The 18,909-nt window shown below is 67.2% G+C and carries 18 protein-coding genes; 5 read left to right on the forward strand and 13 right to left on the reverse strand.

The features are described from left to right. Positions 1–56 precede the first annotated feature (56 nt). The 9 genes from VI08_RS10410 to VI08_RS10450 all read right to left on the reverse strand — a co-directional run bounded on the left by VI08_RS10410 (position 57) and on the right by VI08_RS10450 (position 9,221). Complete coding sequence (locus VI08_RS10410; protein WP_052697825.1) at positions 57–686, reverse strand: hypothetical protein; 630 nt, start codon at positions 684–686, stop codon at positions 57–59. Between the two features lie 9 nt (positions 687–695). Continuing rightward, positions 696–2,402 (reverse strand): putative porin, encoded by a 1,707-nt coding sequence (locus tag VI08_RS10415; protein ID WP_045829514.1) that lies wholly within the window; start codon positions 2,400–2,402, stop codon positions 696–698. Between the two features lie 44 nt (positions 2,403–2,446). After that, positions 2,447–3,127, reverse strand: a complete 681-nt coding sequence (locus VI08_RS10420; protein WP_045829515.1) for a TonB C-terminal domain-containing protein — start codon at positions 3,125–3,127, stop codon at positions 2,447–2,449. A gap of 3 nt (positions 3,128–3,130) precedes the next feature. Beyond that, positions 3,131–3,538 carry an ExbD/TolR family protein gene (locus VI08_RS10425; RefSeq protein WP_045829516.1) on the reverse strand — a complete coding sequence of 136 codons (408 nt, stop codon included), beginning with the start codon at positions 3,536–3,538 and terminating at the stop codon, positions 3,131–3,133. Positions 3,539–3,548: 10 nt separating this feature from the next. After that, complete coding sequence (locus tag VI08_RS10430) at positions 3,549–5,330, reverse strand: DUF2341 domain-containing protein (protein ID WP_045829517.1); 1,782 nt, start codon at positions 5,328–5,330, stop codon at positions 3,549–3,551. Between the two features lie 13 nt (positions 5,331–5,343). Then, entirely contained in the window at positions 5,344–6,927 is a 1,584-nt protein-coding gene (locus VI08_RS10435) for a ShlB/FhaC/HecB family hemolysin secretion/activation protein (protein WP_045829518.1), read from the reverse strand. Between the two features lie 112 nt (positions 6,928–7,039). Further along, positions 7,040–8,008: a FecR family protein gene (locus VI08_RS10440; protein WP_045829519.1), complete on the reverse strand. Its 969-nt coding sequence runs from the start codon at positions 8,006–8,008 to the stop codon at positions 7,040–7,042. Between the two features lie 5 nt (positions 8,009–8,013). After that, complete coding sequence (locus VI08_RS10445) at positions 8,014–8,556, reverse strand: RNA polymerase sigma factor (RefSeq protein WP_232309518.1); 543 nt, start codon at positions 8,554–8,556, stop codon at positions 8,014–8,016. Next, positions 8,553–9,221 (reverse strand): STN domain-containing protein, encoded by a 669-nt coding sequence (locus VI08_RS10450; RefSeq protein ID WP_052697826.1) that lies wholly within the window; start codon positions 9,219–9,221, stop codon positions 8,553–8,555. The genes VI08_RS10445 and VI08_RS10450 overlap by 4 nt, the downstream gene beginning before the upstream one ends. A gap of 204 nt (positions 9,222–9,425) precedes the next feature. On the opposite strand from VI08_RS10450, the gene VI08_RS10455 reads away from it, so the two are divergent. Continuing rightward, positions 9,426–9,752 carry a hypothetical protein gene (locus tag VI08_RS10455; RefSeq protein WP_052697827.1) on the forward strand — a complete coding sequence of 109 codons (327 nt, stop codon included), beginning with the start codon at positions 9,426–9,428 and terminating at the stop codon, positions 9,750–9,752. Between the two features lie 4 nt (positions 9,753–9,756). On the opposite strand, the gene gspD is transcribed toward VI08_RS10455, so the two are convergent. Both gspD and gndA read right to left on the reverse strand, forming a co-directional pair. Beyond that, positions 9,757–12,108 (reverse strand): type II secretion system secretin GspD, encoded by a 2,352-nt coding sequence (gene gspD, locus VI08_RS10460; protein ID WP_045829520.1) that lies wholly within the window; start codon positions 12,106–12,108, stop codon positions 9,757–9,759. A 118-nt stretch (positions 12,109–12,226) separates the two neighbouring features. Then, positions 12,227–13,642 carry an NADP-dependent phosphogluconate dehydrogenase gene (gene gndA, locus VI08_RS10465; RefSeq protein WP_045829521.1) on the reverse strand — a complete coding sequence of 472 codons (1,416 nt, stop codon included), beginning with the start codon at positions 13,640–13,642 and terminating at the stop codon, positions 12,227–12,229. Between the two features lie 205 nt (positions 13,643–13,847). Here gndA and VI08_RS10470 point away from each other — a divergent pair, with 205 nt between their 5' ends. From VI08_RS10470 to ykgO, 4 genes are all read left to right on the forward strand, one after another. After that, positions 13,848–14,567 (forward strand): CoA transferase subunit A, encoded by a 720-nt coding sequence (locus tag VI08_RS10470; protein WP_045829522.1) that lies wholly within the window; start codon positions 13,848–13,850, stop codon positions 14,565–14,567. Positions 14,568–14,578: 11 nt separating this feature from the next. Beyond that, the gene (locus tag VI08_RS10475) at positions 14,579–15,214 is read left to right on the forward strand and encodes a CoA transferase subunit B (RefSeq protein WP_045829523.1); all 636 of its coding nucleotides are present in this window, start codon (positions 14,579–14,581) and stop codon (positions 15,212–15,214) included. 335 nt (positions 15,215–15,549) lie between these two features. Beyond that, positions 15,550–16,464, forward strand: coding sequence for a LysR substrate-binding domain-containing protein (locus VI08_RS10480; protein WP_045829524.1), 915 nt, complete (start codon positions 15,550–15,552; stop codon positions 16,462–16,464). 89 nt (positions 16,465–16,553) lie between these two features. Beyond that, positions 16,554–16,679 carry a type B 50S ribosomal protein L36 gene (ykgO, locus tag VI08_RS21315; protein WP_029213509.1) on the forward strand — a complete coding sequence of 42 codons (126 nt, stop codon included), beginning with the start codon at positions 16,554–16,556 and terminating at the stop codon, positions 16,677–16,679. A gap of 97 nt (positions 16,680–16,776) precedes the next feature. On the opposite strand, the gene VI08_RS10485 is transcribed toward ykgO, so the two are convergent. Next, on the reverse strand, positions 16,777–18,567 hold the full coding sequence (locus VI08_RS10485) for a GGDEF domain-containing protein (RefSeq protein WP_045829525.1): 1,791 nt from the start codon (positions 18,565–18,567) through the stop codon (positions 16,777–16,779). Between the two features lie 5 nt (positions 18,568–18,572). Next, the gene (locus VI08_RS10490) at positions 18,573–18,893 is read right to left on the reverse strand and encodes a hypothetical protein (RefSeq protein ID WP_157006625.1); all 321 of its coding nucleotides are present in this window, start codon (positions 18,891–18,893) and stop codon (positions 18,573–18,575) included. Positions 18,894–18,909 lie beyond the last annotated feature (16 nt).

Here is an 18,909-nt window from a genome sequence, read left to right on the forward strand (position 1 = left end):
GGGGCGGTGTCCTGTGTCATCCATGGCGACCCACCGCGGGCCTGTCAGGTCCCAGCTCATGGACTGGCCGAAGCCTGGCCAGCGCGTGGATCGAAGCGCTGCTCGTACAACCTGTCGCCGAACGATTGCGCGGCGTTCTCCAGCTTCGCGCGCGATTTCGCGGCGAAAGGCTGGCGCGAGGCGAGCACGTCGCCCACGCCCAGGTTCTCGTAGGCCGCGATCACTTCCTGGCCCACGCGGTACATCTGCACGTTGCGCGCGGTGCAGGCATCGACTTGCCCGTTGGCGGCGTCGAGCGCCTTGGCCAGGCGCGCGCGTTCGGTTTCGGCGGTGCGCAGCGCGACGGCGGAGGCGTCCGCATCGGCCTTGCCCTTTTGCGCGGCGGCTTCCGCGGCCTCGCGCCGCTGCGTTTCGGCCGCGAGCGCGCGGCTCGCTTCCGGCGACACCGCGCTGCCCTTCTTCGCCTGGGCGCGCGCGGCTTCGGCATCGGCCTTCGCGGCATCACGCTCTTTCTCGAGCTGGGCCTTCTCCGCCGCCCACGCGGCCTGCTGGGCCTGCAGGTCGGCAAGCTGCGTGCGCGTGTCGCGCAACTGGTCGCGGATGCGGCTTTCCAGGCTGGGTTGCTGCTGTGCGAACACCACGGGCGTGGTGGCAAGCAGGGCGAGCGCGACGAGCGAGCGTTTCATATCGCCTCCTTAGAACCGTGCGTTCATTTCAAGCTGGAAGACGTCGATGGACAGCGGCGGCCCGAACACTTCCTTCGCGTTGAAGTAGCGCAGGCTGAGCCACGAATACCTCGATATGCCGTAGCTGCCGCCGAGGATGAAGCCCTTTGCGTTGGTGCCACCGAGGTGGAAATCCGGGTCGTTCAGGCCGTCGAGCGTCGCATCGGGCTGCAGGTACTTGTAGGCGAGGCTCACGTTCCAGTCGCCGGCCGCGTGAGGATCCGGATTACCCAGCGTGGCGCGGAACATCCAGCCCACCGGGCCGCTCTTGTACGTCGCTTCGCTGAAATCGCCCGCGCCGAAATTGTTCACCAGGCGGTTCACGCCCACGTCGCTGCGGAAGGCATCCTTGCGGTGGTAGGCCAGGTTGCGGATGTAGTCGCCTTCCAGGCGCAGCGGCGTATCCGCCACGTTCATGTCCAGGCGCGTGGTGGCGTTGGCCACGTGGTAGTCGTACACCAGGCCCACGAACTGCGGCTGCGCGTAGCTGCTGGGCGAGGCCGGGTCGGGGATGATGTCGCGCAGCAGGAACAGCGAGTTGCCCTTCTGCATGAACGTCGGGCGCGTGGCGTCCGTGCTGCAGTAGGTCACGCCCAGGTAGACGGGGCACGGGTCGGATAGCTGGCCCTGCATGTGGTCGAAGCGGTAGTACGCCAGCGCGAACTTCCACTCCGCGTCGTCGGCGAACTTCCACGACACACCCAGCTGCGCGCCAGTCATCCACTTATCGCGGCTGGCGCTCTTGGTCCCCGCCTGCGAGGGGAAATCATCGGGCTGGTACTCGATCGGGAACATGCCCACCGTGGCGAAGGTGTTCACGTCGTCGCTGGCCGGCACGTCGAGGCGGCCGGCGATGCCGTCGAAGTTCAGGTCGTCGGCGTAGACGAGGTTGGTGCTGAGGAAGGGGTTGGGCATGCGGCCGCCCGTCACCTTCACCCACTCGGCCGGGCGCCACGCGATCCATGCCTCGTCCAGCCACAGGTTCTTCTTCGACAGGCCGCCGCCCAGGTTCTGGGTGGTGCTCACCGGGTTGTTGTCGTTGCCGCTGCCCAGGCGGATGCCGGCCGTGACGCCATCGCCGAGGTTGATGTTGACGCCCAGGCGCGCGCGGATACGCAGCGAATTGGTGCGGTTCTCACGTGTGTTGAGCTGTGGCGGGGGCGTGGCCCCGTTCAGGTCATAGGGCCCCGTGCGGTTCAGCGTGGCGAAATCGACCAGCTGCGTCGCGTTGCCCTTGTCGTAGTAGTGGAACTCGTCACGGACGCGCATGTCGCCCACCCACTCGATGCGATCGAGCCACTCGGGCAGCTTGCCGGGCTCGGCCCAGCGCTCCTGCTTCGCCTGCGCCACCACTTCCTGGCGCAGCTCGTCCTTGATCTGGTTGCGTACCACCTCGGGCACGTACGTGACGCGTACCTGGCCTGGCGCCGCAGGCACGGCGTTGGCCGTGCCGGCCGTCTTCTGCGCAGCGGCGGCATCGGCGTTTGCCTGCGCGATGAGCCCGTCGGCGTCGGCCTGGGTCAGCACGCCGCGCTTCACCAGCAGGCGCACGAGGTTGATGGTGGCGTTCTCCGACGGCGCGGACTGCGCATGCGCGCTCCCGGCGCAGATCGCCAGGCCGATGGCGGCGGCCAGCAGGGCGCGCGCGGGGCGGTGGCGGGCCTTTCCGATGGTCATGCGGGGTCTCCGGGAAACAAGGGCGAGTAAGGCATGTGCGGTGTTCATGCGGGGCGCTTCCCGCGGATGGACACGCGAAGGGGGAAATGCGTGGACGACGGCGGCGCGACGTCGATGCGCGGCATGGCGCGCAGCGCCTCCACCAGTGCGTCGTCGGTCTGCTTGTTGCCGCTGGATTGCGCGAGCTCGGCACGCACCAGGCGGCCGTCGGGATCCAGCCATACGTTGGCCTGCACCTCGAACGCGAGGCGGTTGACCTTGTCGTCGCGCTGGATGGCCTGCTGGATGGCGTAGCCCAGGTACTGGTCGTAGCTGCCGGTGCCCGTGCCGTTGCCACCGCCGGAACCGACCATGCCGCCACCGGCCCCCGCGCCGATGTTGAAGCTGTCGCTGCCGGCCTGGGCGTCGGTGTTCATCGTCACCTGCTTCGCCACGTCAGGGCTGGGCTTGGGCGCGTCCACGGGCTTCTGTGGCTGGTCCTGTGGCTTTTCTTCCACCGGCTTCACTTCTTCCACCTTCTTGGGCTCGGGCGGCTTTTCCTTCGGCGGCGGCGGGGGCGGCGGCAGCGGCGTGATCGTCGCCACGCGCGGCGCCTCGCGGCGCACGCCCACGGTGCTGGACGCGAAATGCCACACCAGGGCCACCACGGCGAGGAGCACGGCCGCACCCACGAGCGGGCCAAGCCAGCGGCGGTGTGGTCGGCGGCGGGGTTCGTACGTAGCCACGCGTCAGCCCTTCGGTGCCTTGCCGGTGACGAGGCCCACCTGCGGCAGGTCCACGCGGCGCAGCAGGTCAAGGATGTCCATCACCTTCTGGTACTGCACCGTGGAATCCCCCTTCACCACCACGGGGAAATCGGGGTTCAGCGCCTTCAGCGAGCGCAGGCGCTGCTCGAGTTCGGGCAGCGTCACCGGGTAGGCGTCGAGGAACACCTGGCCCGTCTCCGAGACGGTGATGGCCTTGGTCTGCGGCTTGGCCATGCTCACCGCGGCCGAGGCCTTGGGCAGGTTCACCTTGATGCCCTGCACCGAGGCGGTGGTCATGATGATGAAGATGACGAGCAGCACGTACGCCAGGTCGAGCATCGGCGTGATGTTGATGTCGTCGTACGGCTTGTCGTCGTCCTGCGCGCGCATGGCGGCGGCCTCAGGCGGCGACAGCGGCGGGGGCCGCGACGCGTTGCTGCTCCGCCAGGCGCGTCACGAACTCATCGACGAACACCTGCATGTTCGCGGTGACATTCTTGTTGCGGATGAGCAGGTAGTTGTAGCCGAACAGCGCGGGGATGGCGACGAACAGGCCCGCCACCGTCGCCAGCAGCGCGGCGGCGATACCCGGCGCGATGGCGTTGACGTTTACGTCGCCCGCCGCGGCGATGGCGGCGAAGGTGATCATGACGCCGACCACGGTGCCGAGCAGGCCAAGGAAGGGGCCGCCGGAGATCGCGATGGTGAGCATCACCATCGATTTGGCCAGGCGCTGGTTCTCGCGCACCATCGTGGAATCCATCGTGGCGCGGATGGCTTCGATCGATTCCGGCGCGATGTGGTCGTGGCCGTCCTCGTCGCGGCGGCTCCACACCTCCGCGGCACCCACCTTGTACAGGCGGTACAGCGAGGAATGCTCCAGCCGCGCGGCGGCGGGGTCGCGCGAGAGCGCGAGGATGTTGCGGCCCTGGTGGCGGAACGCATCGAGGAAATCCTCGTTGGCGCCGCTCACGCGGTTCACGTAAGCGGCGCGCTGCCACATCACCACCCACGAGATGGCGGCCATGATGAGCAGGATGCCGATGACCACCCACGCATCCATCGTCACCGATTTGACGATGATGCCGAAGTAACCGAAGCCGACGCCGGCCTGCTTCTCGTCGGTGCCGTAAGCCACCAGCTTCGATTCCGCGCCCTGCGCCTGTGCATCGACGGCGATGAGCGCCGCGGGGCGGGCGATGCGCGAGAGGCGCACTTCATCCATGAGGCCCGCGAAACCCGCCGCGGCGGTCGCGGCATCAGTGTCGTCGCCGAGTGACGCTTCGGTGTTCATCGCCGGCAGGGCCGCTGCCAGCGTGGCGTAGGGCTTGCCATCGACATAGAGCTGCACGTTGCCATCGGCGGCGGTCACCGCCAGGTGCGCCCAGGTGGCGGCCTTCAGCGGCTCGCCGGGCGTGCTGGCCGGAGCGGCATCGCCCTCGCCCACCTGCACGAACGGCTTGCCATCCTGCAGGCCAATGGTGAGCGCCTGCGTGCCCTGGTGGCGCGCATACAGCGCCACCCGCCCCGGCTGCACGGCATCGGGCTTCACCCAGGCGCTGAAAGTGAACGTACCGGCCTGCGCCACCGCCGTGGAAACGCTGCCCGGCAGCTTCAGGCCATGCGTGCCATCGAACTTCGCGGCCTTGCCGATCACGCCATCCACCGTCCCGACGCTGCCGGCGGCGTTGTTGGCGTACGCCGTGGCGTCGCGCGGCGCGGAACCCGAGGCGTCTTCGAAGTGGTACACGGCGGCGTAATCCGCATCGAACGTCGCGCCACCCTTGTCGGCACCCTGCGCCTTGGGGTTGCCGTAGTACATCCACACCTGCTGCTGCGCATCGGCACCCAGCTGCGGCACGTCGACCCACACCAGCGCCACGCCCAGCACAGGGTCGAAGCTTTCCACCTGGTAGTTCAGTGGCGTCTTGTCGTCAGCGGCGACGAAGCGGATATCGTTACCCTGTTCGTTCACGCCGTCGAAGGTGAAGTTGCCCGAGTGCAGGCGGATCAACATCGGCACACGGCCCACCGCGGTGGTGATGTTGCCGCCCTTGGCCGTCGTATCGATGGTGATGGCCTTGCGGTAGGAGAAATCCTGGTTCCACCACGACGCGTCGGCGGCTTGGGCCACTGGCGCGAGGCCGAGAAGCATGGAGGCGAGGATCAGCAATCGTTTCACGGTGGTACCCCTTTCAGAGCTCGGCCTTGAGTGAGAAGTGGATGCGTGTGTCGTGGGCCTTCGTGGCCTGCCCGTTGTTGAACGGGTAGGCGATCTCGAAGGCACCGGTGGCGATGTTGAAGATCTGGAAGCGCGTACCCACGCCGACGCTGGAGAGGTCGTAGCTCTTCACCGTGCGGCTGCCGGCATCGGGGTTCTGCTGGTCGATGAGTTGTGGCAGCGCGTTCATCAGGCGCAGGTGCGCCCCGTCGGCAAACACGAGGAAACGCCAGTCGTCCACCCAGCCGCCGATGTGCGAGCCGATGGAAGGCGTGCGGAACTCCAGCGAGCCGATGGCACCGTGGTCGGCGGTCTCTTCCGCTTCGAGGTAACCGCGCACGGTGCTCTCGCCGCCCGCGGCGAACTGCTCGCTCGAGACCAGCGACGAGGTGGATACCTGCAGGGCCAGGCGGCCGACGAGGCTCCACCCGCCGTCGAACGTGCGCGTGTGGCCGCCCTCGGCCTTCACGTAGAAAAAGTTCTGCCGCGCCTTGTAGCGCTGGTTGTCGAACTCGGCGGCACTGCTGCCGCCGGCGCGGAAACCCATCACGCCGCCAAGCGACACCGTGCTGAGCGACTTCTCCGCCGCGCGCTGGCCCTGGTACGTGACGCTGACGGGGATATAGGTGATCGGCGCCTTCGAGGTTTCCTCGCCCAGTACCAGGTTCTGGTCGAAGTGCTTGCGCGTGACGCCCATGGAGACCGACTGCGAGTACTCGCCATGCGCCGGCAGGTTGCGCACGAAGGTGAAGCCGAATGCGTTGCCCTTGCCCAGCACCGTGGTGCCGCCCACGGCGTTGGCGTTGCTGTTCGATTTGTAGCCCGACGCCAGCATGCTCCAGTCGCCACCCATCGGTACGAGATACGAGCCGGCCCACACTTCCGAACTGTGCCGGTCCTGCGGCGCGACGATGTAGGTGATTGACGCGGCGTGGCCGGCCTGGAACAGGTTGTCGTCGCGCACGCTGGCCACGGTGCGCAGCTCGGGCGTGTTCACGCTGTGGTCGTTGTTGACTTCCAGGCTCGCCGTGAGCGGCTTGTTGTCGTTCACCTTCAGCGTCACGTCCATGGTGTTGGGCAACTTGCCGGGCGTGAGCACCGGTACCACCTGGGCGCCCGCACTCCGGTTCACGTCGGTGAGCTGCTTCTGCGCGTTGGTGAAGTTCGGCACGCCGCCCTCGGCCAGGGCCGGCACGCCCTCGCGGATATCCTTCGGCGAGCGGTAGGTGGCGCCTTCCACGCGCACCCGGCCGATGGTGTTCTCGGTCACCTGCAGGCGGATCACGCCGTCCTTCACCTGCTGCGGCGGGATATCGACCACCACCGACTGAAACCCATGCGCCTGGTAGGCCTTCTGCAGCGCGTCGCGGGCGCCGGCCACGTCATCCATCGACTTGCCGGGGCCAAGGAAGGGGTACACCGCGGTTTCAATGTCGAGCGCCTGCAGCGTCGTGTTGCCATCGACGACGTACTCGTTCACGTCGAAGGCCTTGGGCGCGTCCTGCGCGGCGGCGTGCGCGGAAAGCCCCAGCGCGATGGCGGCAGCCAGACGCTTCATGCGTTCACCCGGTTCGCTCGTGTAGCCACGCGTACTGTCCCCTGTGCTCCGTTTGTCCCTTAGACGCGTGGCGCGTCGGCGCACTGAACCGGTGTCACGAAAAATTCATGCGCTAGCTCAAAAGCACCCAGCCCCCCGGCAGTTGCGTGGCGTGGGCGCCATAGGCGTCCTGGATCAGCGTGGCCACCTCGCCCATCTGGTCGAGGGTGAAACGGGCGTGCACGCGGCGCGCGGCGAGCGCGCTGTCGGTGATGACGATGCGGCCCGGGCGGTAGCGGTTGATGTCCGCGACGACGTCGCCGAGGGGCTCGTTGTCGTAGATGAGTACGCGGTGACGCCAGGCCAGCGCGGAATCGACGTTGACGGCGGTCGCGTCGCCCATGCCGGTGGCGTCGAACGCCACCTGCTGCGCCGGTTTCACCACGGTGTTGGTGCCGGCGCGGTTGATCACGGCCTGGCCGTCGAGGCAGGTCACGGTGGCCGCGTCGTCCGCGCAGCGCACGGCGAACGCGGCGCCGGGGCCGGAGAACAGGCGGCCGTCGGCCACTTCCACCACGAAGGCATCGGCATGGCCGGCATCGATGCGCACCACGGCCTCGCCACTGCGCAGGTGCATGCCCGTCGGCGCGCCGACCTGCCCACGCAGCGCGATGTCGGTGTCGGTGTTCATCTCCACGGTGACGCCAGGTGCGACGGCGACCGAGCGCTGTTCGCCCACGCGGGTGCGCAGCATGCGCCCGCCCGGCGTGGCAGCCGGGGTGAACAGGCCCGCGCGGCCCAGCAGCACCACGGCCACGGAAGCCGCCAATGCGCCGCCCACGAATGCCCGCCGTGTCATCCGCACGCCGTGGCGGCCGTGGGGGCGTTCGCGGGTGGCACGGGCGTGTTCGCGCAACGCGGCCGCCGAGCCCAGGGCATCCCACAGGGCGCGGACGCGCGCGAAAGCCTCGGCGTTTTCCTCACTTTCGGTGCACCAGCGCCGGAACGCCTCGCCATCCTCGCGGGTGGCGTGGCCCGAGGTGAGGTGCAACAACCAGGCACGGGCCTGGTCGTCGGTATTCTGGATGTCGATAGTCTCCATACCGCTCAAGACGTTTCCCGCGCCCCCGGACCGAACCGCTGGAATGCGCGACGGCCCGTTTTCGTGGCACAGGTCTCAAGTGCCTTCTTCAGTTCCTTGCCCACCATTCGCACCGAGATGCCGTGGCGGGAGGCGATATCGGCCTGCGGCAGCTCCTCGACGCGGGCGGCCAGCAGGATCTCGCGCTGGCGACGGGGCAAGGCGTCGAGCGCGGCGCTGAGCGCCACGATGTCCTGCTGCGACGCCAGCACGGTGGAGGGGTCGACCACCGTATCCACCGAGTGAAGCAGGTCGTCCACTTCTTCACCCGTGAGCAGGCGGCCTTGCGCGCGGTGGTGGTCCGCGGCCATGTTCAGCGCCATGCGGAACAGGTAGCCCGTGGGGTGCGCCGCATGGCCCGTGGGCATGGCCAGCTTCTCCACGCGCAGGTAGGTTTCCTGCATCACGTCGTCGGCGAGGTCGTCCGAGCGAAGCCGGCGGCGCAGGCGTCGACGGAAGTCCTCGTAGTTATCGAGGAACAACCCCATGAGGGTGGTATCGCCGCTCACGCGGGGGCCCTGCCGCCGCAGGCCGGCCGCGACGAGGGCGCCAGCAACACCGTGAACGGGCTGCCCGCCGCGAGGCGGGAAGCCACCTGGGCGCGACGCACCGCGGCCACCACGTGGCTGTCGCGCTCGTCGTCGCCCGACGGCGCCAGCGCCACGGCGTCCGCGATATGCCCGGTGCCATCGACCCACACCTGCATGGCAAGGCGGAACGTACCGGGCCGCGTGTCGGCCCGCACGCACAGCACCTTCTCGATCGCACGCTGCAGTTCCACCGCGTCGTTCTCCGCAACGGCCTGGGTCGACGGCGAGGTCCCGCCACCTTCCGGGGCGGTCGCCGGGATGGCGTTGACGGTGAAGGCGTTCATCGAACTGAAATGCGCGGTGAGGCCGCTGCGCACCAGGAGGATGCGCAGCGCATCGCGCGGGTCGGCATCGCCATGCAAGCCGGGCGAACCCCTGCCCGCCACGACGGCATCGTCGAACAGCACCGCGATGCCCGTGGTTTCGCTGTACGCGCGGAGCGCACTAGCGAGCGGCTGCGCGTCGATGTCGAAACGCGTCGATCCATGCGAAATCCCTTGCGTGGCGGCCCCTGCCCATGACGCGAACGGCGCCGTGCCAAGGCACAGCGCACAGGCCAGCTGCGCGAGGACGCGGCATGTCACGGTCACTCCTCGCGGTTGCCCATGCGTCACGGTTAACAGCCGCCAAGGTAGGGGTGGCGAATGACACATCTGCGCCGGTTCGGTGACAGCACCGGTGACAAGGCCATGACAGGCGTGACGTGCTTCCCAATGCGTTGGCACACGTGGTATCCAACGCGCCGATGCCTCCGGAGAAGGCTTATGCGTATTCGGCAATTTTGTCCTATGGCTGTCGGCTTGGCGGCCCTGGCCGCGCACGCGCAAGCCGTGGTTGACCTGCCGGGGGTGCGGGCCCACGCATCGCCCTCGTGCGTGCAGCCGGCGGGCGCCGCCAGCGCGGCGCTTTCGTACGGCTGCCTGAACGAGAAGCTGAAGGTGGCAAAGCCGCTGCCCTCGCCCCTTGACGACAACGACGTGCGCCACGAGCCCAGCAACCGGCTGGGGCTGTACAACGCGGCGGCCCTGGGGCACCGCATGGGGACGAACCTCGGCCGCGGCGTAGAACCCGCGAGGCCACCGGGGGCGACGTACCCCTCGCTACCGCAACACTAGCGGGTTACTTAAGCGGTACCGTCACGATGGGCTCGTTCTTGTCGATCCGCGCCGTTCCCGGCGCGGTCACCGGCCGGAACGGCCGCAGCGACTCGAACTTCTGCTGGTACTCGTCCGTCACGTCCTTGGCTTCCTGCGTATTGCTGATGACCTTGGGCGTGATCAGCACGATCAGCTCGGTGCGGTTGCGACCACGGTTGGTGGAGCCGAACAGGCGGCCGAAGATGGGGATGCGGTTGAGCCCGGGGATACCGGTGTCGGTGGTGTTGTCCTGCTGCTTGATGAGGCCGCCGAGCAGCACCGTCTGCCCGCTCTGCACGGCCACCTGCGTGGCCACCTCGCGCTGCTGGATCGGGAAGTTCTGCGTCGTCGTATCCTTCTGGCCCGGCGCGCTCACCACCTGGTTGATGTTCATGTACACCAGGCCGCCCGGGTTGACGCGCGGGCGCACGTTGAGGATGACGCCTGTGTCCTTGTATTCCACCTGGCCGATCTGGTTGTCGGTGTTGGAATTGGTGTTGATGTAGGTCTGCTGGATGGGGATCTGGTCGCCCACCGAGATGTGGGCCTTCTGGTTGTTCAGCACGACCAGCGACGGGGCGGAGAGCGTCTTCGTATTACCGTTGGTCTCCATGGCGCGCAGGGCCACCGAGAGGTTGTTGTTCACGAACGAATAGAAGAACGTATCGCTGCCCTGGTGGAAGCTGTTGCCGCCATCGCCAAGGGCCCACTTCTGGTTGTTGCCCGGCTGGCCAATGGAGCCATCGGTGCCACCCACCAGGCCCTCGAGGTACCACTGCACGCCGAACTGGAATTCGCCAGTGAGGTTCACTTCGAGGATGCGGGTTTCGATCTGCACCTGCAGCGGCACCACGTCGAGGCGCTTGATGGCCTGCTCGATCTCGGCCCATTGCGACGGGCGGGCGCGCACCATCAGCTGGTTGTTGTTGTCGACCGAGGTGATGCGCACGCCATCGTCGGTGGTGATGCCACCGCGGTGCTGGCGCTGGCCGGACGAATCGTCGCCGAGGCCGTCGCCGCTGGTGCCATTCGAGTAGCCGCTACCGAACGAGCTGCCCGAGCTGCCAGTCATGCCATTCGAGCCGAAGCCCGTGCTGCCGGTGCCGTTGTTGCTCGTGTTGAGGAGGCTGCTGCCCGACGACGAGCTGTTGCCGAACGCACCGGTGGTGCTGCCGAGGCCGGAGCCACCGCGGTTGCCGAGGTCGCTGTCGCCACCACCCAGCGTGCCGGAGGAAAGGCCCGGGCCCACGCGGCCGCCGCGGTCGCCACCGCCACCGTTGGAGCCACCACCGTAGATGTCGGAAAGGTAATCGGCCAGGTCGGCGGCCTGCACGTTGCGCACGTCGTAGACGAACAGCTGCGGCTCGTTGCCGCCGCCACGGTCGATGCGGTCGATCCACCCCCTCACCTCTTCCAGGTACTGCGCCTGGGGGCTGATGACCACGAGCGAGTTGGTGCGCTCGATGGGGATGAAGCGGAGCATGCCCGCCATGGGCGTGTTGCCCTTGTCACCGAAGATGGCGTCGAGCTTGGGTGTCAGGTCCTTCACTTCCGCGCGCTGCAGGCTGAACACGCCCACCGACATGCCGCGCAACCAGTCGACGTCGAACGTCTTCACCGTGCGCGAGTAATTGTCGAGCTCGCTGGCCGTGCCGGCCATGACGATGACGTTGCGGGTGGGGTCGGCCAACAGGGTGGCATCCGGGCGCGCGAACGGCTTGATCAGCTTCTGCATCTCGGTGGCCGAGATGTAGTGCAGCGGAAACAGGCGCGCCTGCAGGCCACCGGCCGGCGCGGTGGCGCCGATGCTCGGGATGACGTTGCCCGGCACGGCATCCTTCGAGGGCATGACCACGTAGCGGCCATTGGTGCGGACCAGGGCGTTGCCTGTCCACGAGAGCAGGGTCTCGAGGATCGGCAGGGCCTGTTCGGCGGTGACCGGCTGCGACGTGGAGAAGGAGACATTGCCCTGCACGCCGGGCACGATCGAGTAATTCTCGTGAAGCAGGTCGCCCAAGATGGCTTTCACCACCGACTCGACCGGCTGGTTCTCGAAATTGAAGGTGACGGTGCCCTGGCCCTGGGCCACCGGCTTGGGCTTGGCCAGGCCCACGGGCTGGACGAACTGGCCGGTGCCCGAGGTGATCTGGGCCGGGGCGACCGCAGCATCTTGCGGCCCCACGGCGGCAACCGGCGGCGCGACCGGGGCGGCCTTCTCGGTGCCGGCCAGGGCCTCGCGCTGCATCGCGCCATCGTCCTTGGGTTGCGGGAGCGTCGAGCATCCGGCAAGCGCTACCGCCAGCGCCGTAACGCTGATCACGGGCTTTTTGAACATGGAACAACGTACTCCCTCGTTGGACATGGGCCGACCGACTCCCCTCAGGCGGCCAGCCATTAGAGCCCAACTCTATAGGGAGGTTCCCTTCAAACGCTAGCGTGTTTCCTTAACAACGCTAATCGCCCGCCCATTCGACGTGGAAACTGCCCTCCCCATCCACGCGCTCGAACGTGTGGGCGCCGAAGAAATCACGCTGGGCCTGGATGAGATTCGCGGGCAGCACGTCGGCGCGGTAGCTATCGTAATAAGCGATGGCCGCCGAGAACCCCAGCACCGGCACGCCCACCCGCACGGCCTCGGCCACCACCTCGCGCAGGGCGCCCTGGTACTTCTGCACGATGTCGCGGAAATACGGGTCGAGCAGCAGGTTCTTCAGCTTCGGATCGTGCTGGTAGGCATCCGTGATCTTCTGCAGGAAACGGGCCCGGATGATGCAGCCGGCGCGGAAGATCTTTGCGATCTCGCCGTAGTGCAGGTCCCAGTGGTTTTCCTCCGAGGCGGCCCGCAACTGGGCGAAGCCCTGGGCGTAGGAGATGAGCTTGCTCATGTAGAGCGCTTTGCTCACGGCATCGATGAAGGCCTTGCGGTCGCCGCTGAATGTCTTCGCCTCCGGCCCCTTCAGCTGCTTGCTGGCCTCGACGCGTTCGTCCTTCATCGAGGAAAGCACGCGGGCGAAGACCGATTCGGTGATGAGGGTGAGCGGCACGCCCAGGTCGAGGGCGCTCTGGCTGGTCCATTTGCCCGTGCCCTTTTGCGCGGCACGGTCGAGGATCATGTCGACCAGCATCTTCCCGCTCTTATCATCCTTGCGGCGGAAGATCCGTGCCGTGATCTCGATCAGGAAACTGTCGAGCTCGCCCTTGTTCCATTCAGCGTACGTATCGGCGAGCTCCTCATTGCTCAGGCCCGCCACGTGCTTGAGCACCGCGTAGCTTTCGGCAATGAGCTGCATGTCGCCGTATTCGATGCCGTTGTGCACCATCTTGACGTAATGGCCCGCGCCATCGGGGCCGATATAGGTGACGCAGGGTTCGCCATCGGGCGCCTTGGCCGCGATCTCGGTGAGGATGGGCGCCACGAGGTCGTAGGCGTCCTTGGGGCCGCCCGGCATGATCGAGGGCCCCTTCAGGGCACCCTCCTCGCCGCCGGAGACGCCGGTGCCAATGAAATGCAGGCCATCCTTCGCCAGTTCCTCGCCACGGCGCACCGTATCCTTGTAGAACGTATTACCGCCGTCGATGACGATATCGCCCTTGTCGAGCAAGGGGCGCAGTTCCTCGATCACCGCATCGGTGCCCTTGCCCGCCTGCACCATCAGCAGGATACGGCGCGGCTTCTCCAGCGAATCGACGAACTCCTGCAGCGAATAGGTGGGCACGAGCTTCTTGCCTTTGCTCTCGTCCATCACCTCGTCGGTGCGCGACTTGGTGCGGTTGTAGATCGATACCGCGTGGCCGCGGCTTTCGATGTTCCAGGCCAGGTTGCGGCCCATCACGGCCATGCCGATCACGCCAATCTTCTGCTTGCCCACGGTGGTCTCCGGTAAAGCCAACGGAAAGAATCAGGATAGGGAGCGTGGTGCCGCCGGCGCTTGGCGAAATACGCGCGCGATTCGCCGCAATGCAGCATCACTTGCTGCAAGGATGCATGCGCGGACAGCGACGGAACGTGATGGCCGTCGGCTATCATGGCGGGCGAACCGGCGGCGGGCCCGCCCATGAAGGAAACACGCAAGCATGAACCAGGTGACGTCGCACAAGCGCGACAAGCGCGTGGCCACCGCCCAGGAGGCGCTGGCCGGTCTCGTGGCCGATAACCAGATCATCGCGGTGGGTGGCTTTGGCCTGTGCGGCATCCCCGAGCTGCTCATCGAAGCGCTGCGCGATTCAGGCGTGAAGGGCCTCACCGCCGTCTCCAACAACGCGGGCATCGACGGCGTGGGCCTCGGCCTGCTGCTGGCCACGCGGCAGATCCGCAAGATGGTCTCGTCGTACGTGGGCGAGAACAAGGAATTCGAGCGCCAGTACCTGGCCGGCGAGCTGGAGGTGGAGTTCACCCCGCAGGGCACGCTGGCCGAGAAGCTGCGCGCCGGTGGCGCGGGCATCCCCGCCTTCTTCACCCGCACCGGCTACGGCACGCAGGTGGCCGAGGGCAAGGAAACCCGCGACTTCGATGGCCAGATGTACGTCATGGAGCGCTCCATCGTCGCCGACGTGGCGCTGGTGAAGGCGTGGAAGGCCGACCCTTCCGGCAACCTCGTGTTCCGCAAGACCGCCCGCAACTTCAACCCCATGGTGGCCACCGCCGGCAAAGTCTGCGTCGCCGAGGTGGAGATCATGGTGGAGGTAGGCGAACTGGACCCCGACCAGGTCCACACGCCGGGCATCTATGTCGACCGCATCGTGCACAACCCCGCGCCCAGCAAGCGCATCGAACAGCGCACCGTGCGCGCCTGAGGAGAACAACCATGGCCTGGACCCGTGAACAGATGGCGCAGCGCGCCGCCAGGGAACTTTCCGACGGCGATTACGTGAACCTCGGCATCGGCCTGCCCACGCTGGTGGCCAACCACCTGCCCGACGGTGTCGACGTGTGGCTGCAATCCGAGAACGGCCTGCTCGGCATCGGCCCCTTCCCCACCGAGGACGAAGTGGACGCCGACCTCATCAACGCCGGCAAGCAGACCGTCACCGCCCGCCCGGGCGCGGCCTACTTTTCCAGCGCCGATTCGTTCGCGATGATCCGCGGCGGCCACATCGATATCTCGATCCTTGGCGCCATGCAGGTCACCTGCGAAGGCGACATCGCCAACTGGATGGTGCCCGGCAAGATGGTGAAGGGCATGGGCGGCGCGATGGACCTGGTGGCCGGCGTGAAGCGCGTCGTGGTCGTCATGGAGCACACCGCGAAAGATGGCGGGCACAAGATCCTCACCGAATGCACCCTGCCCCTCACGGGCAAGGGCGTCGTCGACCGCATCATCACCGACCTGGCCGTGTTCGATGTCACGCCGGGCGGGCTGGAGCTGGTCGAGCTGGCGCCGGGGGTGGATGTGGAGGCGCTGCGGGCGGCGACCGGGTGTGAGTTCACCTCGAAGGCGTGATCGCGAAAGGCGTCGCCCACAGGGTGGGCTCCTACAACAGCTCGACGCCGTTGTAGGAGCCCACCCCTGTGGGCGATGCTCTTAGCGAAACCCCACAAAGAAAAAGGCCCCGGTCTCACGACCAGGGCCTTAAAAAAGAAAGTCGCTCCGTAGAGGGCGCCTCAGCGTGGGCCTCGGGGGGGAGGTAGGCCAAAACGCCGGGTTTAGCGCCGTACGGAGCGAGGGGCACTACCGACCCAGGGGGAGGGGTTGGTGGTAGGCCGAGACGAATCATAGATTTCCTAGGAAATGTTCGCCAATATATCTTTCAGCGACCACTTATACGAAAACCAACTATGTTCGACTTACGCCAATTGCGTTACTTCGTGGAAGTGGCCGAGACGCTGAGCTTCACCCAGGCCGCCCAGCGGCTGCACATTTCCCAGCCGCCGCTTTCCCAGCAAATACAGGCGCTTGAGGCCGATCTCGGCGTTCGCCTGCTCGACCGCAACCGCCGCCGCGTGGCCTTGACCGAACCCGGCCGCATCTTCCTCGCCGAGGCCAAGGCCATCCTCGCCCGCGCCGAGAGCGCCCGCACCGTGGTTACCGAAGCGGCCGCGGGCTTCACGGGGCAGCTCGGGCTGGCCTATGCCACCTCGGTGTCGTTCCATCCGGCGCTGCCGGAAACCCTGCTCCGCTTCTCGCACGCCGCGCCCGGCGTCAGCCTGCACCTCATGGAGATGCCCACGGGCGCCCAGTACGACGCCATCCTCAGCGGCCAGATCGACGTGGGCCTGCTCCGTTCGCCGCCCGAGGGCGTGGCCAACGCCCGCCAGCTGACCATGGAAGTGATCGACGAGGAGCCGCTCATCCTCGCCCTGCCCACCGGCCATCGCCTGGCGAAGCAGGAGAAGGTCGCCATGGCCGACCTGGCCAACGAGCGCTTCGTGGCCCCGCCGCGCACGGCGGCGGCCACCCTCATCGACCGCCTGAACCTCCTCGCCGCCAAGGCCAAGTTCCGGCCCAACATCCGCCAGGAAGCCCAGCAGATCCCTTCGCTGCTGCCCCTGGTGGCTGCGGGCCTGGGCGTGGCGCTGGTGCCGGCTTCGCTGCAGGCCGTGCACCTGGACAAGGTGGCCTTCGCCCGCATCGACGACCCCGAGGCCTTCTGGTTGCTCGCGGTGGCCTGGCGCGTGGACAATACCTCGCCCGTGCTCGAGAGCTTCCTGCGCACCGTGCGCGAGGCCCGCGCCAAGCTCGGCCTGGGCTGAAACGCGAATTGATTCCGGTGCTTGCGTTAGGCGGGCGGGATGGTTACAATCCCGTTTTTCCCGTATCTCATTTGTATCAGGAGCCTCCCGTGAAGGTGCTTTCTTCTTTGAAGTCCGCGAAGTCGCGTCACCGTGACTGCAAAGTCGTCCGCCGCCGCGGCAAGGTGTTCGTGATCTGCAAGTCGAACCCGCGTTTCAAGGCCCGTCAGCGCTAATTTAGCCGCGACTGGGTTTTGCTCAAAAGGCCGCGCAAGCGGCCTTTTTTGTTGCCTGCCCCTCACTGGGAACAACCTGGCTCCCACAATAAAAAAATCAGGTCGCCGCTACCGGGTAGGGTGAATCGGGGATATCGCCGCTATCGCCCATGAACACGCAGTTGCGGCCTGATCGCTTGGCGCGGTACAGGGCCCCGTCGGCCACGACGAGCAGCCGGTGCAACTCGAAACCGCATTGCAGCGTGGAGGCCACGCCGAAGCTGGCCGTGACGACCAGTTCGGGGCGCGAGGGCGTGGCCGAGGTGGCCGAGATCGACAGCCGCAGCTGCTCCGCACGCGCTCTCGCCTGCGCCGGGCTGCAATCAGGCAGCAGCACGGCGAATTCCTCGCCCCCCAGGCGGCCGAACACGTCGCATGCGTGCAGCGCGCGGCGGCACACGTCCACGGCGCGCTTCAACACCTCGTCGCCCACCGCATGGCCCCAGGTGTCGTTGACGTTCTTGAAGTGGTCGAGGTCGAAAAGAATGACGCAGGCGCCGCGATCCGAGCGCGCGCCGTACGCGAGCACGCGCTCGGATTGCTCGACGAAGTGCTCGCGGTTGCAGATGCCGGTGAGCCCATCACGGCGCGCCATGCGCATGAAGCGCAATTGCGAGCGGCGCAGGCGCAGTACGATGGCGACGATGCCGACCAGGCTGAGGCCCAGCACGAAGATCCATAGCCGCCCGGTTTCCACTTCTTTCCGGTCAAGCGCATTGGAGAGCCGCAGGATCTCGTTCTGCTTGTTGAGCGTATCCACCTCCGACTTGCGTGCCAGCACCTGCTGGTCGACAAGCTGGAACGCGAGGCTGCGTGCGCTGATGTCATCCAGGTAGGCCTTGTCGGCCGCCATGTATTTTTCGTGGTAATCGAGAGCGGCCTGCGCATCGCCCAGCCGTTGCTCCACCTCGAACAACACCTTGTAACCCATGCGGCGCGGATCGGTGAATTCGTCGCGGACCGAGCCGGCCACGGCGGAAAGCGCGAAGCGCCGGGCGTTGGCAAGGTCGTCCTGCGCCAGGTAGGCGCTGGCCAGCGTGGCGTCGAACTCGGCCAGCAAGGTGGCGTAGTTGATGTTGCGCAGGTTGTCGCGATGCGGCGCGAGCACGTCGATGGCCTGCCGCGGCTGCTTGTGCGCGAGGTAGAACGCGCCGATGTCAGCCCGGATCGTCTCGCCGAACACGGTATCGCCCGTGGCCTCGCAGGTGGCCAGCGCCTTCAGGTAAATGGGATCGATGGTGGTGAGGCGGTTGGCCTCGCGGCGGGCGCGCAGCAGGTGCTGCATGCCCTTGCATTCGGTCTCGCCCTCGGGCGCGTTGGTGACCATTTCCTTCGCGTAGGCTTCGGCCGCGTCGAACTGGCCGGCACTGCTCAGCAACTGCGACGCCTCGCCCAGCGCGGCGAAACGCGCGCGCGGGTCGCGCACCGACGGCAGCAGCTCCTGCATCTGGTTAAGGCGGCGGAAGGCGTCCTCGTAACGGTGCGCCACGCCAAGCAGGTTGATGAGGGTGGCCAGCGCGCGGACGCGCAGGACGTTGTCGGGCGAGGCATCGGCCACGCTCTCGAGCAGGCCGCGCCCCTTCTCGTAATCCCCCACCCACGTGGCCCGCCAGCCTTCGAGGAAGCCCAGGTGCGAGGCGGCCAGGTCGTCCATCGAGCCACGCTGCTGCTCCAGCTCCTGCAGCATCCGCGTGAACGTGTCGAAATCGGAGTGCTTGATCTGGTCGGCTTTATCCAGGGCGGCGCTGATGCGTGCCGGCGTCGTCGCCGACGCGGCATGCACGATGCCCACCACGCCGGCGAGCGGCATGGCGAGCAGGAACAGTGCGTGGCGGGCCCAGCGTTGCATCGTTGTCAGGGATCCATCCTTTTCGCGGGTGGCCGCGGCGTCTTCCGGTCCGGCATGCCATTGCCGCCACCGTCGTCGTCGCCCTCACCCTCGTCATCCCCCTCGTCGGGGTCCTTCTTCTCGCGCTCGGGGCCGTCGGGCATCTGGGACGCGATGAACCGGGCGCCCCCGAGCAGGCAACGCAGCGCGTCGCCGTCGTCGCCCAACAGGGCCTGGCGCAGCGCAGCGTCCTCAATGCCCATCGCCGCCAGCAGGGCCTCGCGCGCAGCCGGTGACCCGTGCCGCAACGCGGAGTCCTGCCCGACGCGGGCCAGGAAGTCCGTCACGTTCCCCATAGCCTCC

Source organism: Luteibacter yeojuensis (assembly GCF_000964085.1).
GTDB lineage: Bacteria > Pseudomonadota > Gammaproteobacteria > Xanthomonadales > Rhodanobacteraceae > Luteibacter > Luteibacter yeojuensis_A.